The organism is Erwinia aeris (genome assembly GCF_041224955.1).
In the GTDB taxonomy this organism is placed as follows: domain Bacteria; phylum Pseudomonadota; class Gammaproteobacteria; order Enterobacterales; family Enterobacteriaceae; genus Erwinia; species Erwinia aeris.
This window is the reverse complement of the sequence record NZ_JBGFFX010000003.1, coordinates 140,972-160,858: the sequence shown is the minus strand read 5'-3', so window position 1 is coordinate 160,858 and position 19,887 is coordinate 140,972. Positions and strand designations below refer to the sequence as shown.

At 51.6% G+C, this 19,887-nt stretch carries 14 protein-coding genes, 1 tRNA gene and 2 pseudogenes; 7 read left to right on the top strand and 10 right to left on the bottom strand.

Annotation, left to right across the window (positions count from 1 at the left end):
- Positions 1 to 595: 595 nt before the first annotated feature.
- Positions 596 to 2,713 carry an autotransporter outer membrane beta-barrel domain-containing protein gene (locus tag AB6T85_RS06885; protein WP_369895112.1) on the top strand — a complete coding sequence of 706 codons (2,118 nt, stop codon included), beginning with the start codon at positions 596 to 598 and terminating at the stop codon, positions 2,711 to 2,713.
- 60 nt (positions 2,714 to 2,773) lie between these two features.
- Here the strand turns inward: AB6T85_RS06885 and groL are convergent, their stop codons facing one another.
- The 3 genes from groL to AB6T85_RS06870 all read right to left on the bottom strand — a co-directional run bounded on the left by groL (position 2,774) and on the right by AB6T85_RS06870 (position 5,431).
- Positions 2,774 to 4,420, bottom strand: coding sequence for a chaperonin GroEL (gene groL / locus AB6T85_RS06880; RefSeq protein WP_125290274.1), 1,647 nt, complete (start codon positions 4,418 to 4,420; stop codon positions 2,774 to 2,776).
- Positions 4,421 to 4,464: 44 nt separating this feature from the next.
- Positions 4,465 to 4,758 carry a co-chaperone GroES gene (locus tag AB6T85_RS06875; protein ID WP_125290273.1) on the bottom strand — a complete coding sequence of 98 codons (294 nt, stop codon included), beginning with the start codon at positions 4,756 to 4,758 and terminating at the stop codon, positions 4,465 to 4,467.
- 211 nt (positions 4,759 to 4,969) lie between these two features.
- The gene (locus AB6T85_RS06870) at positions 4,970 to 5,431 is read right to left on the bottom strand and encodes an FxsA family protein (protein ID WP_253455937.1); all 462 of its coding nucleotides are present in this window, start codon (positions 5,429 to 5,431) and stop codon (positions 4,970 to 4,972) included.
- 314 nt (positions 5,432 to 5,745) lie between these two features.
- Between AB6T85_RS06870 and aspA the strand changes: the two genes are divergently transcribed.
- The 5 genes from aspA to AB6T85_RS06845 all read left to right on the top strand — a co-directional run bounded on the left by aspA (position 5,746) and on the right by AB6T85_RS06845 (position 11,806).
- Positions 5,746 to 7,176 (top strand): aspartate ammonia-lyase, encoded by a 1,431-nt coding sequence (gene aspA / locus AB6T85_RS06865; protein ID WP_253455939.1) that lies wholly within the window; start codon positions 5,746 to 5,748, stop codon positions 7,174 to 7,176.
- A gap of 115 nt (positions 7,177 to 7,291) precedes the next feature.
- The gene (locus AB6T85_RS06860) at positions 7,292 to 8,593 is read left to right on the top strand and encodes an anaerobic C4-dicarboxylate transporter (RefSeq protein ID WP_301253285.1); all 1,302 of its coding nucleotides are present in this window, start codon (positions 7,292 to 7,294) and stop codon (positions 8,591 to 8,593) included.
- A 188-nt stretch (positions 8,594 to 8,781) separates the two neighbouring features.
- A complete protein-coding gene (locus AB6T85_RS06855; protein ID WP_369895110.1) occupies positions 8,782 to 10,758 on the top strand; it encodes a protein-disulfide reductase DsbD in 1,977 nt (658 codons plus the stop codon).
- Positions 10,759 to 10,821: 63 nt separating this feature from the next.
- Positions 10,822 to 11,400: a division control transcriptional repressor DicD gene (gene dicD / locus AB6T85_RS06850; protein WP_253455949.1), complete on the top strand. Its 579-nt coding sequence runs from the start codon at positions 10,822 to 10,824 to the stop codon at positions 11,398 to 11,400.
- Positions 11,401 to 11,730: 330 nt separating this feature from the next.
- A tRNA-Phe gene (locus AB6T85_RS06845) sits at positions 11,731 to 11,806 on the top strand.
- Between the two features lie 268 nt (positions 11,807 to 12,074).
- On the opposite strand, the pseudogene AB6T85_RS06840 reads toward AB6T85_RS06845, so the two are convergent.
- Positions 12,075 to 12,281: pseudogene (locus tag AB6T85_RS06840) on the bottom strand (integrative conjugative element protein, RAQPRD family); the annotation flags it as partial.
- Between the two features lie 231 nt (positions 12,282 to 12,512).
- On the opposite strand from AB6T85_RS06840, the gene AB6T85_RS06835 reads away from it, so the two are divergent.
- A complete protein-coding gene (locus tag AB6T85_RS06835; RefSeq protein WP_301253281.1) occupies positions 12,513 to 13,349 on the top strand; it encodes a hypothetical protein in 837 nt (278 codons plus the stop codon).
- Positions 13,350 to 13,452: 103 nt separating this feature from the next.
- On the opposite strand, the gene AB6T85_RS06830 is transcribed toward AB6T85_RS06835, so the two are convergent.
- The 6 genes and pseudogenes from AB6T85_RS06830 to AB6T85_RS06805 all read right to left on the bottom strand — a co-directional run bounded on the left by AB6T85_RS06830 (position 13,453) and on the right by AB6T85_RS06805 (position 19,734).
- Positions 13,453 to 13,737 (bottom strand): hypothetical protein, encoded by a 285-nt coding sequence (locus AB6T85_RS06830; RefSeq protein WP_253455955.1) that lies wholly within the window; start codon positions 13,735 to 13,737, stop codon positions 13,453 to 13,455.
- A gap of 63 nt (positions 13,738 to 13,800) precedes the next feature.
- Positions 13,801 to 13,976: pseudogene (locus AB6T85_RS06825) on the bottom strand (IncC plasmid conjugative DNA transfer DtrJ family protein); the annotation flags it as partial.
- Between the two features lie 396 nt (positions 13,977 to 14,372).
- Positions 14,373 to 16,472: a peptidase domain-containing ABC transporter gene (locus tag AB6T85_RS06820; protein ID WP_369895109.1), complete on the bottom strand. Its 2,100-nt coding sequence runs from the start codon at positions 16,470 to 16,472 to the stop codon at positions 14,373 to 14,375.
- Complete coding sequence (locus tag AB6T85_RS06815; protein ID WP_253455960.1) at positions 16,465 to 17,739, bottom strand: HlyD family secretion protein; 1,275 nt, start codon at positions 17,737 to 17,739, stop codon at positions 16,465 to 16,467. Before AB6T85_RS06815 ends, AB6T85_RS06820 begins: the two co-directional genes overlap by 8 nt.
- A complete protein-coding gene (locus tag AB6T85_RS06810; protein ID WP_253455963.1) occupies positions 17,729 to 18,187 on the bottom strand; it encodes a toxin-activating lysine-acyltransferase in 459 nt (152 codons plus the stop codon). Before AB6T85_RS06810 ends, AB6T85_RS06815 begins: the two co-directional genes overlap by 11 nt.
- Positions 18,184 to 19,734 (bottom strand): MchC protein, encoded by a 1,551-nt coding sequence (locus tag AB6T85_RS06805; protein ID WP_253455966.1) that lies wholly within the window; start codon positions 19,732 to 19,734, stop codon positions 18,184 to 18,186. The genes AB6T85_RS06810 and AB6T85_RS06805 overlap by 4 nt, the downstream gene beginning before the upstream one ends.
- Between the last annotated feature and the right edge of the window lie 153 nt (positions 19,735 to 19,887).

Below are 19,887 nucleotides of genomic sequence, written 5' to 3'. Positions count from 1 at the left end.
CCACCCCGCTTTCTCCTTTATTTCTTAAGGCATCACAATGTTTTCAACACCGGTAATAAAAAAACTGAAACTCGTTGGCACAGGGTGCAGCTTATTAATTTTAACAAATTACTTACCTCTCGCCTTTAGCGCCCCTAATATAGTCAACATTAATAACGAGCATGTTTATATTTATACGCCGCAAAGCGAAGAAACCCTTTTTAACGTTACCAATGGCGGCAGCTTAACCATCAGCAACGCGGAAGCGGGGTTTACCCCCTCGCCGCAATCGCATCTGTTTAGCGATTCAACGCTGTCGTTGAACAGCAATGCGATCTTTTCAGGCGATATAGACAGCAATAACAGCCATATTATTTTTTCTGACAGTACCTATACCGGAAATATCAGGCCGCTCTCCTCAGCCAGTCTGGGTGACATTTATATTAATGCCTCTGTCGTAAACGGCAGTATCAGGACCGGACAAAATAACCATAATAAAACGGTAACCATTAAGGACGATGTTTTTAATGGACAGGGACTAGTTTCCCCTTTATCTGTCTATAGCGGCAGCCTGATTGTTGAAAACAGTAAACTTAATAACCATAACTTTGCGGTGATGGATATCAGAAATACTGATTCCGCCATTTTGCAAAAGATTGATATCAACAGCACCAGTGATTATACGGGCGCAATGGCGATAGGCGTCACCGGCATCCTGCTTCAGGATGTCGATAACGTTGATATTATGAATTCTGTTATTACCAGCGACGGAACGGCGATCAGAATGCGTAACAGCGCTGACGACGGCGTGCTGGACAATTTGTTTATCAGCAACTCCACACTGTCGGCTAAGGCAGCCTCGGCGCTCGAAGCCGCTAACAGCGATATGATCATTTATAACTCAACGTTAAATACCGCCAGCAACGGCGATGAAATAGCCTGTTATGCGGGGAGCGCCGCCATCAACGGCTGCGGGGCGTTGCATGTGGAAGGCGCTAATGTTTTCGTCAGTCAACACTCCGTTATCAACAGCAACAACGTTGGCGTATTTATAACGGGAGAAAATAAAACCCAGTTTGACGTCAGCGACTCTTCCATCAACGCACAGAAAGCCGTTTTCAGCGTTAACCAGGGTAATGCCGCCATCGCCCTCCGCAACAATTATTCGTCAGGCTCCCCTTCTGTCACCAGTAAACAAGGTAAGCTGCTGGAAGCGCTTAATAACAGCCGGGTGGATTTCTCACTCTATAACATTTATGCCAGGGGTGATATTTTTGCGGATGACAGCAGCCGGGTGAACGTTCTTTTAAGCGGCGCCAGCCAGCTGGAAGGCAATATAACCGGTGTGGGTACGCTGGAGATCGGCCGAAGCGCGCAGTGGAAAATGACGGCGGATAACCACATTAAACAATTGTTATTTATCGGCGGCTCGATTCTGATGCCGGATGTTGACCCGAATGATAAATATCATACCTTAACGATCGACAGCCTCACCGGCGCCGGCCTGTTTGCGCTGAATACCAGTTTGCAGAAGATGCAGGGCGATATGCTCAATATTACCCGCGACCTCTATGGCACGTTTTTACTGCGCGTGGCGAACAGCGGTGCGGAGCCTGACGATCCAGACGCCATGCTCAAGGTAGTGCAGGGACCGACCAATACGGCGCTGTTTGCGCTGTATGGCGGGAAAGTGGATGCGGGCGTCTGGCAGTACGATCTGATCCAGAAAGATAATGCATGGTATCTGGCTAACAGCGCCCGGCCTGATGCGCCCGATACGCCTGACGCGCCCGATGCGCCTGATAACCCTCCGCAGCCTTCGCTTACGCCTTCGGCAGATGCCGTATTGAACATGGCTGCGGCGCCAGGGCTTATTTTTACTAACGAACTGCAAAACTTGCGTCAGCGTCGGGGCGATCTTCGTGGTCGGGAAGCCGGCGATGGCGGGCTCTGGGGCCGTTATCTTCACCAAAACACCCGGATAAACAGCGCGACGAGCCGCTGGAAGCTGGGCCAGAACGGCTTTGAACTGGGCGGTGATAAAGCCGTTGCGGCAGGACAAGGCAACTTGCTTGTCGGCGTAATGGCCTCCATCACCAATAATTCCGTCAGGGATGTTAGTGGCGGCAACAGCCAGATTGACAGCTACGGTATCGGGGCGTACGCCAGCTGGTTTGCCGATAGCGGCCTGTATCTGGATACGACAATCAAAATGAACCGCTTTAATAGCCGGCTGCACACGCGCATGAGCGACGGCGTGGCGGTCAGCGGCGGCTACAATCAGTACGGCCTGGGCGGCGCACTGGAGGGCGGCTGGCATGTCGTACTGGCGGATGACTATTGGGTGGAGCCTTTTGCCAGAATGATGGCTTTTCGGGCTGACGGAAGCCAAATGACGCTGAGCAACGGCATGAGAGCGCAAATTTATCAGCCATCCCTGGTGCAGGCCGAAACAGGATTGCAGATGGGTAAACGCGTCCGGCTCGGTAAAGCCGTGCTTGATCCTTACCTGAAGGCCAGCGTAACGCACGGACTCGCCAAATCCGCTAAAGTCCGGCTGAACGATCGCTGGGATTTTAACGATGCCGCTAACGCCAGCGCAGGAAGCTACGGCGCGGGGATCGATATCAGCCTTGCCAGGGATGCTTCACTGTATAGCGAACTCAACTATCAAAAAGGGCGTGCTGTTGAATCCCCTCTGACCGCCAATCTGGGCTTTCGCATCGGATTTTAGGCATAAAAAAAACCTGCCATCGCTGGCAGGTTTTTTTTCTTACAGGGGCTGGGTGCCGACTTACATCATGCCGCCCATGCCGCCCATACCACCCATGCCGCCGCCTGCACCTAAGTCTGGCGCGTCAGCTTTTGGCAGGTCAGTGACCATGCACTCGGTGGTGATCATCAGGCCCGCAACGGAAGCCGCGTACTGCAGCGCAGAACGGGTAACTTTAGTTGGGTCCAGGATACCGAAGTCGATCATGTTGCCGTATTCTTCGGTCTGCGCGTTGTAACCGTAGTTACCGTCGCCCGCTTTCACGTTGTTAGCGACCACAGATGGCTCTTCGCCTGCGTTAGAAACGATCTGACGCAGTGGGGATTCCATTGCGCGCAGCGCAACTTTGATACCCACGTTCTGGTCTTCGTTCTGGCCTCTCAGCTCGGACAGCAGAGCCGCCACGCGCACCAGCGCCACGCCGCCACCGGCAACCACGCCTTCTTCTACTGCCGCACGGGTAGCGTGCAGAGCATCTTCAACGCGAGCTTTCTTCTCTTTCATTTCAACTTCAGTTGCTGCGCCCACTTTCAGCACGGCCACGCCGCCTGCCAGTTTCGCTACGCGCTCCTGCAGTTTTTCACGATCGTAGTCAGAGGTCGCTTCTTCGATCTGCTGACGGATCTGCGTTACGCGGCCAGAGATCACAGACTCTTCGCCCACGCCATCGATGATGGTAGTGGTGTCTTTGTTGATCACAACGCGTTTTGCCTGACCCAGGTCTTCCAGCGTCGCTTTTTCCAGCTCCATACCGATCTCTTCAGAGATAACGGTACCACCGGTCAGCACAGCGATATCCTGCAGCATAGCTTTACGACGGTCGCCGAAGCCAGGTGCTTTAACCGCAGCCACTTTCACGATGCCGCGCATGGTGTTAACCACCAGAGTCGCCAGCGCTTCGCCTTCAACGTCTTCAGCGATGATCAGCAGCGGCTTGCTTGCTTTTGCCACAGCTTCCAGCACCGGCAGCATTTCGCGGATGTTGGAGATTTTTTTGTCAGCCAGCAGGATGAACGGTGATTCCAGCTCAACCGCACCGGTTTCCGGCTTGTTGATGAAGTAAGGAGACAGGTAGCCGCGATCGAACTGCATACCTTCAACCACGTCCAGCTCGTCCTGCAGGCCGGTGCCTTCTTCAACGGTGATCACGCCTTCTTTGCCCACTTTTTCCATCGCCTGAGCAATCAGGGTACCCACGCTCTCATCGGAGTTAGCGGAGATGGTACCAACCTGAGCAATGGCTTTGGAATCGGAGCAAGGAACGGAAAGTTTTTTCAGCTCATCAACCGCAGCGATAACGGCCTGATCGATACCGCGCTTCAGATCCATCGGGTTCATGCCCGCGGCTACGGCTTTCAGACCTTCGGTGATGATAGACTGTGCCAGCACGGTGGCGGTGGTGGTGCCGTCGCCCGCTGCGTCGTTCGCTTTAGAGGCAACTTCTTTCACCATCTGCGCGCCCATGTTTTCGAACTTGTCGTCCAGCTCGATTTCACGTGCAACGGAAACGCCGTCTTTGGTGATGGTTGGTGCGCCGAAGGATTTATCCAGCACTACGTTACGGCCTTTCGGGCCCAGGGTTACTTTTACTGCGTCTGCCAGTACGTTAACGCCGCGGAGCATTTTAACACGAGCGTCGTTGCCAAATTTTACGTCTTTAGCTGCCATTATCAATATCCCTTAAATTCGTTTCGTTCAATGAGTTACGTAAATTACGCTTCAACAATTGCCAGAATGTCGCTTTCAGAAATGATCAGCACTTCCTGGTTGTCGATTTTCTCAGTTTTCGCACCGTAGCCTTCGCTGAAAATCACGACGTCACCGACTTTTACGTCCAGTGGCTTCACTTCGCCATTTTCCAGGATACGGCCATTGCCAACAGCCAGCACTTCGCCGCGGGTAGATTTCCCTGCTGCTGAGCCGGTCAGAACGATGCCACCAGCCGATTTAGATTCCACTTCTTTACGCTTGACGATAACACGGTCGTGCAATGGACGAATTTTCATTGATAGCTCTCCTTTGAGAAGTCCAATCAGTCATTTTGGGATGAATGCCGGGCTTCACTGGCACCGGCCTCGTGACGCAAGAGATAGGGACAGCGCCCGACCCTTTCAAGGGGTAAAAAATAAAAATTTTGCTTCTGCGTCACAACTGCACAAATAACAATCAGCGAAACGGCGGATAAAAGAAAAGGCGGGTTGCCCGCCTTTCTGAAGATTACTGCCTGTCGTGCTTGTCGTCGTGTTCGATAAGCGTGGTGTCTTTACGCTCATACTCGCCGTCCACGGTATAGCCGCTGTCCGGCCCCGCGCCAGGCCCGCGCCAGCTACGCAGGTGCGGCATCAGCTTCAGCGTCAGGTGTTTTTGCACCGGCGGCAGCAGCAGCAGCAGGCCCAGGAAGTCGGTAAAAAAGCCGGGGAGCAGCAGCAGAAAACCGGCCAGGATCAGCGAGACGCTTTTTAGCATCTCTGCCGCCGGGCTTTCCCCCGCCGCCAGCTTTTGCTGCATCAGCATAAAGTTCTTCATGCCTTCGTTTTTCACCAGCGAAATACCGATGCACGAGCTGAACACCACCAGCAGCAGCGTCAGCAGCACGCCCATCACATGGGCGACCTGGATAAAAATAGTGATCTCAATCCAGGCGAGAACAAAAAGTACTAAAAACGGTAACCAGCGCACCGCAGTCTCCTGTCGGTTAGAGCCGCCATGCGCCAGGCATAGCGGCGAAAAAAGGATCGTATCGATTAAAGATGGGCACGTCGCCCCGTCTTTTCAACCGTCAGCGGAAAATTCCCTGCCGCCTCGTCAGATAAACAACGGCAACACGACGGCCAAAAAAACCTCGCGATAAAGTGAAAAGCGTCAATATTTTAACGAATATAGTGATGCTCCTGATGACGCAAAACGTTAACATATCGTCCCGGACTGATGGCGACTCATGGATCATTCTGACTCTGGCTAGTATAACCGGCAGCAATCACAAGAAGGTGCTCATGGCTAACGACATTCGTATCGAAGAAGACCTGTTAGGTATGCGAGAAGTTCCGGCGGATGCTTACTACGGTGTTCATACGCTGCGTGCGATCGAAAATTTCTATATCAGTAACAGTAAGATCAGCGATATTCCGGCCTTTGTTCGCGGCATGGTGATGGTAAAAAAAGCGGCCGCCATGGCCAATAAAGAGCTGCAAACCATTCCCCGTAATGTTGCCAACGCCATTATCAAAGCCTGCGATGAAGTGCTGATTAACGGCAAATGTATGGATCAGTTTCCGGTTGATGTCTATCAGGGCGGCGCCGGGACCTCGGTCAATATGAACACCAACGAGGTGCTGGCCAATATCGGCCTGGAGCTGATGGGCCATCAGAAAGGGGAATATCAGTTTCTGAACCCCAACGATCACGTCAATAAATGCCAGTCCACCAACGACGCCTACCCTACCGGTTTCCGCATCGCGGTTTACAGCTCGATCCTGCAACTGCTGGACGCTATCGGCAACCTTAGCGAAGGCTTCGAGCGTAAAGCCATTGAGTTCAACACCATCCTGAAAATGGGCCGTACCCAGCTACAGGATGCCGTGCCGATGACGCTGGGCCAGGAATTCCACGCGTTTAACGTGCTGCTGAAGGAAGAGATCAAAAACATCCTGCGCACCGCCGAGCTGCTGCTGGAAGTTAACCTGGGCGCAACGGCTATCGGCACCCGCCTTAACACGCCGGATGGTTATCAGCAGCTGGCCGTACAGAAGCTGGCGGAAGTCAGCAATCTGCCGTGCGTACCGGCGGAAGATTTGATCGAGGCGACCTCGGACTGCGGCGCTTACGTCATGGTGCATAGCTCGCTGAAGCGCCTGGCGGTGAAGCTGTCGAAAATCTGTAATGATTTGCGCCTGCTCTCTTCCGGCCCGCGCGCCGGCCTGAACGAAATCAACCTGCCGGAACTGCAGGCCGGCTCTTCTATTATGCCTGCCAAGGTCAACCCGGTCGTGCCGGAAGTGGTTAATCAGGTCTGCTTTAAGGTTATCGGCAATGACGTGACGGTGACGATGGCGTCAGAAGCGGGCCAGCTCCAGCTGAACGTAATGGAGCCGGTCATCGGCCAGGCGCTGTTTGAGTCGGTGTCTATCCTGACCAACGCCTGCGCCAACCTGCTGGAGAAATGCGTGGACGGCATTACCGCCAATAAAGCGGTTTGCGAAGCCTACGTCTTTAACTCAATCGGCATCGTTACCTATCTGAATCCTTATATCGGCCACCATAACGGCGATATCGTCGGCAAGATTTGCGCCGAAACGGGTAAAAGCGTGCGCGAAGTGGTGCTGGAGCGCGGCCTGCTGACCGAAACGGAGCTGGACGACATTTTCTCGACCCAGAACCTGATGTATCCGGTTTATAAAGCGAAACGCTACACCGATGAAGAGTAATCCGCCGCGGTAAGCGAAAAAAGGCACGTTGGTTCACAGAACGACGTGCTTTTTTTATGCCGCAAGTTACATGCTATCAACCAATTCATAACCAAACAGACCAGGGGAGCAAACTATGATTTTACCTGAGCTTATTGTCGTGCTGGCGGCGATCTATCTGGGCGCGCGACTGGGCGGCATCGGCATCGGCTTCGCTGGCGGCGTGGGCATGCTGATCCTGACGCTGGGGTTTCAGATTAAGCCAGGTGCAATCCCGTTCGATGTGATTGAAATCATCATGGGCGTGATCGCGGCTATTGCGGCAATGCAGGTCGCGGGCGGAATGGATTATCTGGTCAGCCTGGCCGAACGCCTGCTGCGCAAGCATCCGCGCTATATCACTTTTCTGGCGCCGCTGGTGACCTACGCAATGACGCTGCTGGCCGGCACCGGCCATACGGCATTCTCCACGCTGCCGGTGATTGCCGAGGTGGCGAAGGAACAGGGCGTTCGCCCTTCCCGCCCGCTTTCTATTGCGGTAGTCGCCTCGCAAATCGCCATTACCGCCTCGCCTATTTCCGCCGCCGTGGTGTTCCTTTCCGGCATTCTGGAACCGAAGGGCGTCAGCTATCTGGGCCTGCTGGCCGTGGCGATCCCTTCCACGATGGTCGCAATCTTCATCGCCGCGATGATCACCAATTTTCTGGGCAAAGAGCTGCATGAAGATCAGGTTTATCAGCAGCGTCTGGCAAAGGGCGAAGTCACGCTGCGCGGCGAAACGGTATTTAAAGAGAAACCGGGCGCGAAGCTATCCGTACTGCTGTTTTTGATCGGCATTATAGCCGTCGTGCTTTACGCTACCGCGATTAGCGAAACCGTTGGGCTGATCCAGAACCCCGTGCTGCCGCGCAACGAAGCTATTGTGATTTTTATGCTGACCATTGCGGCGCTGATCTGCCTGAGTTGTAAAGTAGATACCGCAAAGATCCTCTCCGCCAGCACGTTCCGTTCCGGCATGAGCGCCTGCATCTGCGTGATGGGCGTCGCCTGGCTGGGCGATACCTTTGTCAAAGCGCATATCAACGAAATTCAGGATTTTGCCGGCAGCCTGCTGCGCGACTATCCATGGATGCTGGCGGTGATCCTCTTTTTTGCCTCCACCCTGCTTTATTCGCAGGCCGCCACCACCAAAGCATTGATGCCTGCGGCGCTGCTGCTGGGCGTGTCGCCGCATACCGCGATAGCCTCTTTCGCCGCCGTCTCGGCGCTGTTCGTGCTGCCTACCTATCCTACGCTGCTGGCCGCCGTGGAAATGGACGATACTGGCTCGACACGCATCGGAAAATTCGTTTTTAATCATTCTTTTATCGTGCCCGGCACGCTGGCGATTGCGCTGTCGGTCGCCTTTGGCTTTCTCTTCGCCAATCTGTTCCTGTAGCGATAAGGGCGGGCTGCGCTGACGGCCCGCCTGGTTAAACCCCGCCTTAACCACACCCTTTCCGTTGCTTCCAGTGCGACATCCTGCAACAGCCGCAGCCGCCAGGCCGTGATATAGTCTGCGCCTTGCATAAGATCTCCGCCGCGTCGGAGTCTGCCTGTTTTCTGGTTTATATCGGTAGTGGAAAAATGATCCCTGTCATGATGAAACGCATCACAACCTGCCTGCTGCTGGCGCTGATCGCCTTCTTTAGTACGAGTGCCAGCGCCTCGCTGTTTGGCAACAACGCCAACAGCCACTTCGGCACCGTCGACCAGGCCTTCAGCTTTGATTTCAGCCAGCGGGCCGATCGGCTGACGCTCAGCTGGACGGTGAAGCCCGGTTACTACCTTTATCGCCAGCAAATCTCCCTGACCGCACAGGGCGCGAAGCTGGCCGACTGGGCGCTGCCCGCGGGCAAACCGCATGAAGACGAGTTTTACGGCAAAACGGAAATCTATCCCGACAGCCTGACGGTGCCTTTAACGCTGCTGGAAGCGAAAAAGGGCGCGACGCTCAGCGTAACCTGGCAGGGCTGCGCCGCCGCCGGTTTTTGCTATCCGCCGGAAACCCGCAGCGTGCCGCTGAACGAAGTGACGGCCGCCAGCCAGCCGCCAGCGGATGCGGAAAGCGCGGCCTCCGGCACGCAAACTGAGGCAGGTAACGCGATTTCCAATACGCAAACTAATGCAGAAAATGCTGCTTCCGGTACGCAAGCCGATGCGGGCAAGGTGGCCTCGGATGCACAAACTAATGCAGACAATGCGGCCTCCGCTATGCAGACCGATGCAGGCAATGCGGCCTCGGATGCGCAAACTAATGCAGGCAATGTTGCCTCCGCTATGCAGACCGATGCAGGCAATGCGGCCTCCGGCACGCAGACCGACGCCCTCGTCGGGCAACCCGCGCAACCGGATCATAAACTGCCCTTCTCGCCGCTGTGGGCGCTGCTGATCGGCATCGGCGTTGCCTTTACGCCGTGCGTGCTGCCGATGTATCCGCTGATCTCCGGGATTATCCTTGGTGGCAACCGTCGCTATTCGCTGAAGCGCCTGTTTGCGCTGGCTATGGTCTATGTACAAGGTATGGCGCTGACCTATACCGCGTTGGGCGTGATCGTCGCCGCTGCCGGGCTGCGTTTTCAGGCCGCGTTGCAGTCGCCAGCGGTGCTGATTGGCCTCTCCGTGCTGTTTATTCTGCTGGCGCTGTCAATGTTCGGGCTGTTTACGCTCCAGCTCCCCTCTGCGCTGCAAACCCGGCTAACGCTGTTAAGCAATCGTCAGCAGGGCGGCTCGCTGCCGGGCGTCTTTTTGATGGGCGCGCTGGCCGGTCTGATCTGCTCGCCCTGTACTACCGCGCCGCTCAGCGCCATCCTGCTTTATATCGCGCAAAGCGGCAACATGCTGGCCGGGGCGGGCACGCTCTGGCTCTACGCCGTGGGCATGGGGCTGCCGCTGATCCTGGTGACGCTGTTCGGCAACCGCCTGCTGCCGAAAAGCGGCGCGTGGATGCAAACGGTAAAAGAAGGCTTTGGCTTCGTGATTTTGGCGCTGCCGGTCTTCCTGCTTGAGCGCGTGGTGGGCGACGCCTGGGGACTGCGTCTGTGGAGCCTGCTGGCCGTCGCCTTCTTCGGCTGGGCCTTTATCAGCCTGAAATCCGCTAACGGCTGGCTGCGCCTGGGGCAGATCCTGATGCTGGCGGCGGCGCTGGTCGCGGCCCGTCCTTTGCAGGATTGGGCGTTCGGCGCGCCTGCAACGGCAAGCCACACGACGTTAAGCTTTACGCGCATCGCCACCGTCAGCCAGCTCGATCGGGCGTTGCAGCAGCATAACGGCATCACCATGCTGGATCTCTATGCCGACTGGTGCGTAGCCTGTAAGGAGTTTGAAAAATATACGTTCAGCGAGCCGCAGGTACAGAATGCGCTGAATAAAACGCAGCGGCTACAGGCGAACGTCACGGCTAATAATGCAGAAGACAAAGCGCTGCTGGCACGGCTGAACGTGCTGGGGCTGCCTACCATCCTGTTTTTTGACGCCAGCGGCAAAGAGATCCCCGGCTCGCGCGTGACCGGTTTTATGGATGCCGCAGCCTTCCGGGAGCATTTGCAGAAATTGTCGCAGTAAACGACACTAGAGAAGAATTTTACGGTCGCGACCGTAAAGTAATGCATTCAAGAGGAGAGTCGCTTGCAACGTGAACAGGTACTCGAGCATGCACTGAACGTACTCGAGCAGAACGGGCTGGCCCCCTCCACCTCTTTCGCCATGATGGCGGAGGCGGCAGCCTGCCAACAGGAAGATTTGCAACGCTACTGGCCCGACCGCGAGGCGCTGCTCTATGACGCCCTGCGCTATCACAGCCAGCAGGTTGATATCTGGCGGCGCAAGCTGCTGCTGGATGACACTATGGGGCCAGCACGCAAGCTGCTGGCGCGTTATCAGGTGCTGGAAGAGGCCGTTAACAATAACCGCTATCCCGGCTGCCTGTTTGTGGCCGCGTGCAGCTTTTATCCGCAGCCGGACCACCCTATCCATCAGGTTGCCGAACAGCAGAAGCGCGCTTCCTGGCAATATACCCACGAGCTGTTGACCCAGCTGGAAACCGATAACCCGGAACTGCTCGCTCATCAGATGGAGCTGATTCTGGAGGGCTGCCTGAGCCGGCTGCTGGTGAAACGCAACGTGCAGGAAGTGGTGACGGCCCGTTCGCTGGCGGAAGACGTGCTGAGTATCGCGCTATGCCGTAAGAATGGCGCACTGAGCTAGTGCGCTGAGCCGTAAGCGCGGAAGCCTTCCGTGACCTTAGAGCGGCGCGCTAAACTGTAAACATGGAAGCCTTCCGTGACCTCAGAGCGGCGCGCTAAATTGTAAACATGGAAGCCTCCTGCAACCTCAGAGCGGCGTGCCGCACAGGCTCATGCGCTCTTTGGCAAAGAAAGCGCACACGACGGAAGCCTGAAAGACAGGCTGTCCCGAATGGATTTGCATAACTTTCAGGCTGACTGTCTGAAAAGCAGGCAGTCAGTCACGCTTTAACGCTTTTTTATGACAAAGCCGTTGACGGCGGGCAGCCTTTACGGTTTAATGCGCCCCGTTGCCCGGATAGCTCAGTCGGTAGAGCAGGGGATTGAAAATCCCCGTGTCCTTGGTTCGATTCCGAGTCCGGGCACCACTATTCCAAACCCTCGCTTATGCGGGGGTTTTTGCTTTATGCGTCAAAAAATCACTGGTTTACCAGTAGATATTATCCTTCTCTCTCGTCTGCCCCCGCTTCCCGATGGTGCCAAATGGGCATTCTGCCCCACGTATTTTGTTGTGCTGACGCCTTGCGGCGCCCGTAAATCTTTCACCAGCGTAAAATTCCGTTCCGGCGACGTTATCAGCTCCGTCGTGAGGTTATGGTGAAAATAATATGGCGAGACGGCAAAACCACATTCCTATCCGGTATTGATGGTTTTGAGATCCGATGTGACACGGGAATAGTCGAACCAGAAACGCCCCTGTTCTGGCCGGTCAGCCTGAACGGCAGCAACGCGAGCACGTTCAAGTGCTGCCTGTATTTGAATCAATAGGTGCTGGGCAGACGCCAGCTCATCTTTTTCAGATGCATGGACGGGTAACGCGATCAGCAATGTCAGCCCCAGCAAACAGCCGGCTCGTCAGGTTAAGCACTCCTCAGTGATTTAGGGTGCTGTGAGGGTGCGATAAATGTGAAGACGGGTCAGGGGATAACTGTTTATGGTTTTTTGATAATTTTCGTATTAACAAATAGCAAGCCAAAGCGCTATACAAGTTGATTAGTAGAGACAACAATATATCTATCGCTGCGTTATCATTAGCGAATTATTACTGTCTGATCCAGAAGGTTAGAAAATAGCATGACGTTATCATCAGGTAGGGTGGAGTTCACAGAAGCAACCAGAAAAATGGTCATGGAGGAAGCCGGATATTGTTGTGCAAATCCTGGCTGCCGTATGCATTTACTTGAGTTCTACACCGAACAAAATAAAACTCGAAAACTGGGCGATGTAGCCCATATTTATTCTGCTGTTAGCCTGTCGGGAAGTGGCCCTCGATCCAACCCACATATGACGCCTGAACAACTCAGCGCTCAAACTAACGGAATATACCTTTGTACAACTTGCCATCGTCGTGTCGATAATTGTGAACTGATGTTCCCAGCAGAACATCTTTTTCAGTGGAAAAGAGAGGCGCAACAGAGTAATAACCCCGAGGGGAGAGACCGCTGGAAGAATCCAGGATATGGACGAACGACGCTTGACGACTGTCGGGAAACAGAAAAATACCTCCACTTCACCAGTCCTTTTATTGACACTATCTATCAATTTTGTTTAAAGGTTCAAGGAACTCAGTTCCGAACTTTCAGAGTTGATCACAAGATTATCGTAACGCTCTGGGGGCTTGCCAGAAGAGGAATAGGCCTGCCTACCTTTAATATATACTCCCACCAATTTAGAAATAAAATCTTTGAACTACAGCGAATAGCAGAAGAACTTATCAAGCTGCTTCCCGAAAATACACAACTGGATTCGGGATCCTATTATAAAGGCGATGAACCGCCATTTTTACCAGGTTTTCCCTCTGGCGTACTTGTTTATATTGACGGTCGAGTACAGGCATTATCTGAGTTAATACAGCAATGGCGGATGATTCAGCTATGCTGGGAAAATGAAGTGAGTATGTATCAAATTTAAAATACTTCCCTTACTGACGCGCCAGTAACCGTTTTTACAGGGCTTGTCTGCTGACGACAGCGCACAAAAGCCAGTTTTGTGCGCCGCCGCCCAGCTTACTACTCTAGTACGAAGGAGCTGACTGCGCGCTCTGCACTTCTTTCCGATACTGGTTTGATATTTGCTCAGCCTTATAAGAAGAAGCGATACTGCAAGACCGTAAGTTATCTAATCTAAACACCTTGTTTTCATTACATTTAACTAAAAATGTATTGAACTCCTCGGGGTTCGAATCAGCCCACTGTTCAATCTTTATAGTTTGAGCATCTTGTTGTTGAGCATTGCTGGCCAGAACTGGTGCGCTTAGCACTATCGTTCCCAGCATGAAACTAAAAATGAATCCCTTCATATATTCTCTCCTGTCATTAATCACCTGCATATTTTTCACTCAGATATCAATCAGGATCAACTACTAAAGGTACTTTTTAAACGAAGCTGTGGTCACCGTCACTGCAATACCCAGCAAAATAGCGGCGGGCAACAGCAGCAGGTTGGGATATACCGCCGTTGGCCACGACAGATACAGCATACAGGGACATAAATTGCGGGTTTCACCATTCGTTTTGCATGGTGATACACAAAACTCGACGCCTACCCGACGCGTGGCGGCTGTTTCATTACATGCCACAGGATTTTTACCGCGACGTCAGTTCGATGAGCAGACCAAAGTTGACGATGAAAATTATCGGTTATGGCCCTAATGCAAAAATCATCTTCGCCTTACAAGGGATTACCCTAAATACTATTTTTAATAGAGATGGCTGACGCGCAGTAAGCTGAAACGTTATCCATCAGCCAGTAAAGAAGCTCCGACGGTATGGCCCCGCTCCCGAATCTGATCCAGGCATGACTGGTTGCCTATTCTGGCAAACGGCCGGTTTTTCGGCAAATCCAGCAGGTGTCATCCAATCCCGTGCAAAATGGAGCCGACATTGGCTATAAGATATGCACCACGCCTCCATGTTGCGCCGTGCATACAAGCAACTAATTTATTGCAATAATTCTGTCGACAGCCTTAAGCGTTTTTTCCCGATGTGCAATAATAACTCTTGTAATATTGAGCTTTTTAATTTCTCCATTTACAAACCGCTCACTATTACTATCAAGAGAGCTTGTCGCCTCATCCATGAACAGAATAGAAGGCTTTTTATAAAGTGCGCGGGCAATAAAAACTCGCTGCTTTTGCCCACCTGACAGTCCTTCACCCAGTTCTCCAATTAGCGTGTCATAACCCATAGGCATTTTCATAATCACATCGTGAATATAGCTGGTTCTGGCGCACTCTATCATCCAGCTTTCATCTACATTCTCTACAAATCCGCAGATATTTTCACGTATTGAACCAGAGAATAACCTGTCGTCCTGCATGATACAGGCAATCATTTTATGATAGTTATTTATTCCCGTCTGACGGATATCAATCCCATTAACGATTACCTTACCGGTATCAGGTTCAATCAGCCCGCATAATATTTTCATCAATGTGGTCTTGCCCGAACCAGAGTTACCTGTTATCGCTACACTTTCGCCTGGTGAAATTGAAAACGACAGGCTGCTGAATATCGCAGCTGACTGACTATCGTAGCTGTAGCTGATATCTGATATTTCCAGCGATACCGGATTCATAGTCGCGATATAGTCGATATCCGCTTTTTTTTCTTCCCGTTGATGTAAAGCGATATCCGCAATACGTTCATTATGCAGACTCATGATGCGCAGTTGCAGGAGAAAGTTTGTTAGTGAAGCAATCCTGTCGGAAAACTGGCCACGAAACGCACCAAATGCTACAAACATACCTATGGTCATTTGGTTATCGATAACAAGCCCAGCGCCCAGCCATAAAATAGCAATCTGATCGCATGTAGCTACAAACGTATTTACTCCGCCAAAAAGGAGATCCATCTTATTTAATTTGATACCAGAATTTATCGCATCAATTTTCAAATTCAGCCAGTGTGTTCCGCGCCTTTCCGTCATTCCCTGTATTTTGACCGTGGCTATACCATACAATGTCTCCATAAAATAGGAGCTGGCACGCGCACCTCTGACAAGCGTTTCTTCTGAAACCTGACGGTAATGACCATAGGTCAATAGCCGAATAATAACATAGACCGCAGTAAAACCCAGTACAAACCAGGTTAACCAACCACCATATAGCGCCATCATTATCAGGACACTGACGACCATAATACTGTCTATGATGGCGCCAACAACGCTGGTCGTAAAGGTAGAACGTAGCGTATCCAGCGAGCCAAAACGAGAATTAATATCACCCAGCCTGCGCCTTTCAAAATAAGTTAAAGGAAGCCTTAACAAATGATTAAACAGGCCAGACTGCCATTGCACATTAATAAAAGTCCCCATAACCAGTGAAGACCAGGCTCGAACAATGCCCGTTGCCGCTCGCAGAAATATAAAGAACATTAATCCGAAACAAATCAAAGTTAATAATCCTTTATCGCTTGCCGGAATAGCATGATCCATCACCAGCTGCGTACCTATCGGCATCACCAGATTGATGGCCTCAATAATTACTGACAGGAAAAATATTTTTGCCAGCATACTTTTAATGCCATAAATACTACTAATCAGCGTACGCAGGCTCAGGCGATTCTTAACCGTTTGTTCTGTAAATTCACTGCCGGGCCAGACTTCCAGCGCGACACCGGTAAAGTGTTGCGACATTTCTTCAAGCCCTATATGCCTTCGTCCTCTGGCAGGATCGTGCAGAATAAAACGGTTGCGTTTCACGCTGACCAGCACGACAAAGTGGTTAAAATCCCAGTGAAGTATGCAGGGCATTTTCAGCGCGCCCAGCTCGCTTAGGGCCAATGACAGAGGACGGGTCGCCATCCCCAGCTGTTCTGCAATACCGTTGAGACCAGCAAGATTGGCACCGCGCGTCGATAAATTGAACCGCTGTCGCAACGATATCAAATCAATGTTTTTGCCGTAGTGTCCGCATACCATCGCCAAACAGGCGAGTCCACATTCTGAAGTCTCTGTCTGATGAATAACCGGAACTCGCCGTTGCCACCGCAAATCCAGTTGATTCACAATCTTTTTAAAAGCAGTGCTACTCATCTACCTGTCCTGTGGCGCTGTGCTTCATGTCATAGAGTGGTGAAAGCATCCACTGGTAAATTTTTCTTTTTTCCAGAAATAATGTGCTTTGCGCTTTCATACCATTTTCCAAAGGCAGAAATTTCCCGTCATAAGTAATAATCTGCTTTTCAGGTTTAACGATTACCTTATACCAGGGGCCAGAGGTGCCTGATGAATACCCAGGAGATCCCTGATAAGTGAGCATCTCTTTTGCTGTGGCTGGCGTCCTGGTGATGGTCGTCACCGTTGCGGAAAACTGGCCGAATTTTTCTGCCGGAAAAGCCTCATAACGGATATTAACTTTATCTCCCGGTGAAATATAAGGTACAGCATCATTAGGCACCCAAATAATGAGATAATAATGATCAATGACCTGAGGGAGAAGCTGTAGCAGACTGTCCCCAGCATTTACCATTTGCCCTGGCGTGACGCTCATTGAATCTATTTTTCCGTCAGAAAGAGCACGAATAACGATTTCTTCGCCCTCGTCGGTGTCAACCAACTCTTTTTGTAAGTCGAATTGCTGTAGTTCCATCTGATAAATGCGATTATCAAATTCTGCCGCCTGCGTCTGAACCTGGCTTGCAAGATTGGTTACCTGTAACGCATTTTGTTCATTCTGCCCGCTCAGGTTAAGAAGATTATTTTGCTGCTGATAATACAGTGCCACCTGATTAGTCAACTGATCTTTGGTGATCAGTCCTTTTGATTGGTATTTCCGGTAGTTCTCCATATTACCTTTCATGATATTTATGCCCTCTTCAGCTCGTCTGATAATATCTGATGAGCGTCGGAATGCATCACTGTATTGCATATGTTGTTGTTCTAACATAGCCAGTGTGACTTTTTTATTTTCTTTCAGGTGGGAGATAATATTCCTTACGCGAACCAGCTGGCTTTCAATATCCCTCCGACGATTTTCACTGACGACGCCGCCTGGCGTGCTTTTGCTAACGTCCAGTTGATAAACAGGGTCACCTTTTTTTATGATATCCCCTTCATGGACAAACTGCTTCACCACGATCCCTTGTACGCTGGAGTAAATATTAATCGCCCGTGGCCAGGTAGTAATTTCTCCGCTGACATTAACTCGACGCGTATAGGTTCCTTCCGTAATAAATACCAGAAAAGCCACCATGAAAGTGACAGAGACTAATATAACCAACCAGAGCGGAATGCCCGGCAATAAGATCGCACGCCCATGCCATTGCATTTTCCTGTTTTCTATTGCTTCCTTACGAAACAAATTTTCTTCCTCGGAATGTTTCGACTCTAATTTTCTTCCTACGGCTTAACCAGCGCACTGGTTCTTCACCCCAAGGTCGTAGTTGGGAAAAACGCTCAATAGCCTTGCGGCCAAAACCGGGTTTGCAGCAAAAATCGAGGATCCAAACCCTGCCGTCTTCATTCCATTCAGAAGGGTGCAGTCGGAATTTTGGATCGTCAAGCAATCTCTTTTCCGTATCTGCAGCCAGGTATGCCCAGGTGATATAGGCCAGTGGAAAACCCTGCACGTCGAAAAGAAATTTTATTTGGTGGTGCTGTATCGCGTATTCAGTCCAGAGCTGAATAGTTAAAACCGGATAGAGGCTGTAATTACGGTTATGGAGCATACAGCTAACGGCAAAACCAATCTGTTCCTGGGCTGACCATGTATCCTGGCCATCTACGGTTTCCTGTATATACAATGTCATTGTTTTCTCGCCTGGTGCCCGTGAATGGCTAATGCGCTACTGCCTAATACGTCGTTAGCAAATGTCTGCATTTTGATCCCCATTGCGACGAATGCCTGCCTCAGAGACACAATATCTTTTTCATGCGTTTTTAGCAGATGCGCTATTTCTTCAAACATTTGCACTTTGCCTAAACAGGCTCGGGGCAGCAGTTTTTGTCGCGCGCTCTGCTCCACTTCTTTTATCATTGCGGCGTTATCAACTCCCTGCTCATGGCAAGTGCTGGTCAGCCAGCCTATGGCGTCGGTATAACTTCGCAACAGTTCCGGAAAGCGGTTATCCTCCTCCAGGTCATTATCATGTAAACCTCTTTGTCCCTGGCAGCGCTGGATTAAACCTGTAACAATGTTTTCCAGTGAAAATCTATTCTTTTCAACGCGATACGGCATGTTGCCAGGCCTGGCAATAAATGCCACAAAGTTTTTAACTAAAGGTTTTAGCGTTTCAGGCACTGGTTTCTGTAAGGGAATGGTTATACCCAACAATTCCAAATAGCCACGGTAGCAAGCGTCCTGGAAAGCCTGTTGAAAGACGTCTTCTGTCTGCTGACGGGCAGTCACCGTGAATCCCGGATCGAACAGATATTTACCTGCGTACAGGCAAAGATTGGATAGCCCCTTTTGCAACGTTGCTGGCTCTTTCATCAGCGCCATAAGCCTGAGATGGTATTCAAAGCTATCGCTACTTTCGTCCGGGAACAGACAGTTCAGGCCATTAAAATCCAGCAGCTTGCCGTCCATTGAGATATTGGATGGCGACGTCGTTAACCTCAAAAAACGTGTCCGGCAAAATGCCATTTGCCGTGCCTGGCGTCTGGCAAGCTCACATAATCCTTCGATGCAGTAACGCTGCGGATCGCGATAAGCCCGCTCGCTAAAGCCATCTGGCGGCATCGGCAAACTTATCGGCAACTGGCGGATGACAGAACTCACCCGTCGGGCATCATGCAATAGTTGCCCGGCATAGTCAGGCTGCGGCCGAAAATAGGGTGCCCGTTCGAAATGAGCCGGACGCACTACAGGCTCACGGATCAGCAGCGCCCGCCGCGAAGAGCCTGCCGCAAGTTCACCGGCGTTGGCAATATCATTGTCGATAAGTAAAACTGCGCGCGTTTGCACCGCGCCATAAGGGAGAATTTGCCCCAGCACTTCGCTCCATAAAGCTTCATAAAGCGCATGAACGGCGCTCAATGTACCATTTGAGTGACGTTCGTCTGAGCCCTTACCCACCAAGGGATTAGCCCCCATTCCTTTCACCTGATAATGCCCGTCAAAACCGCAGCGGGCACCGCCGCCGTTGCGCTGAATGCCGCTACCGCCATAACGCTCCGCATAAAACTTTTTGGTCGCAGCGGAACGGGCTGGATCGATCAGATAGCTACAGGCGTTGCGTAGTGCTTCTGGATCTTCAACGTCCGCAGCGCACCACAGCAACGAGGATGACACTTGTTGGGCATAAAAAGGCACCAGATTTTCTGCCAGGCCTGAAAGCAAAGAGGAATGACTCATTTGCTGGCATTCTCCAACGTGTTTTGATGATATGCGTTTTGCTTCTTTTTAGGCGGGTAATTTCCAACGCGCTTAAATAGGGTCATAAGATACATAATAAGCAGCGGGTATTTTATTGAGCATTTTCTTATCCAAAAAGAAATAGCAGAAGAT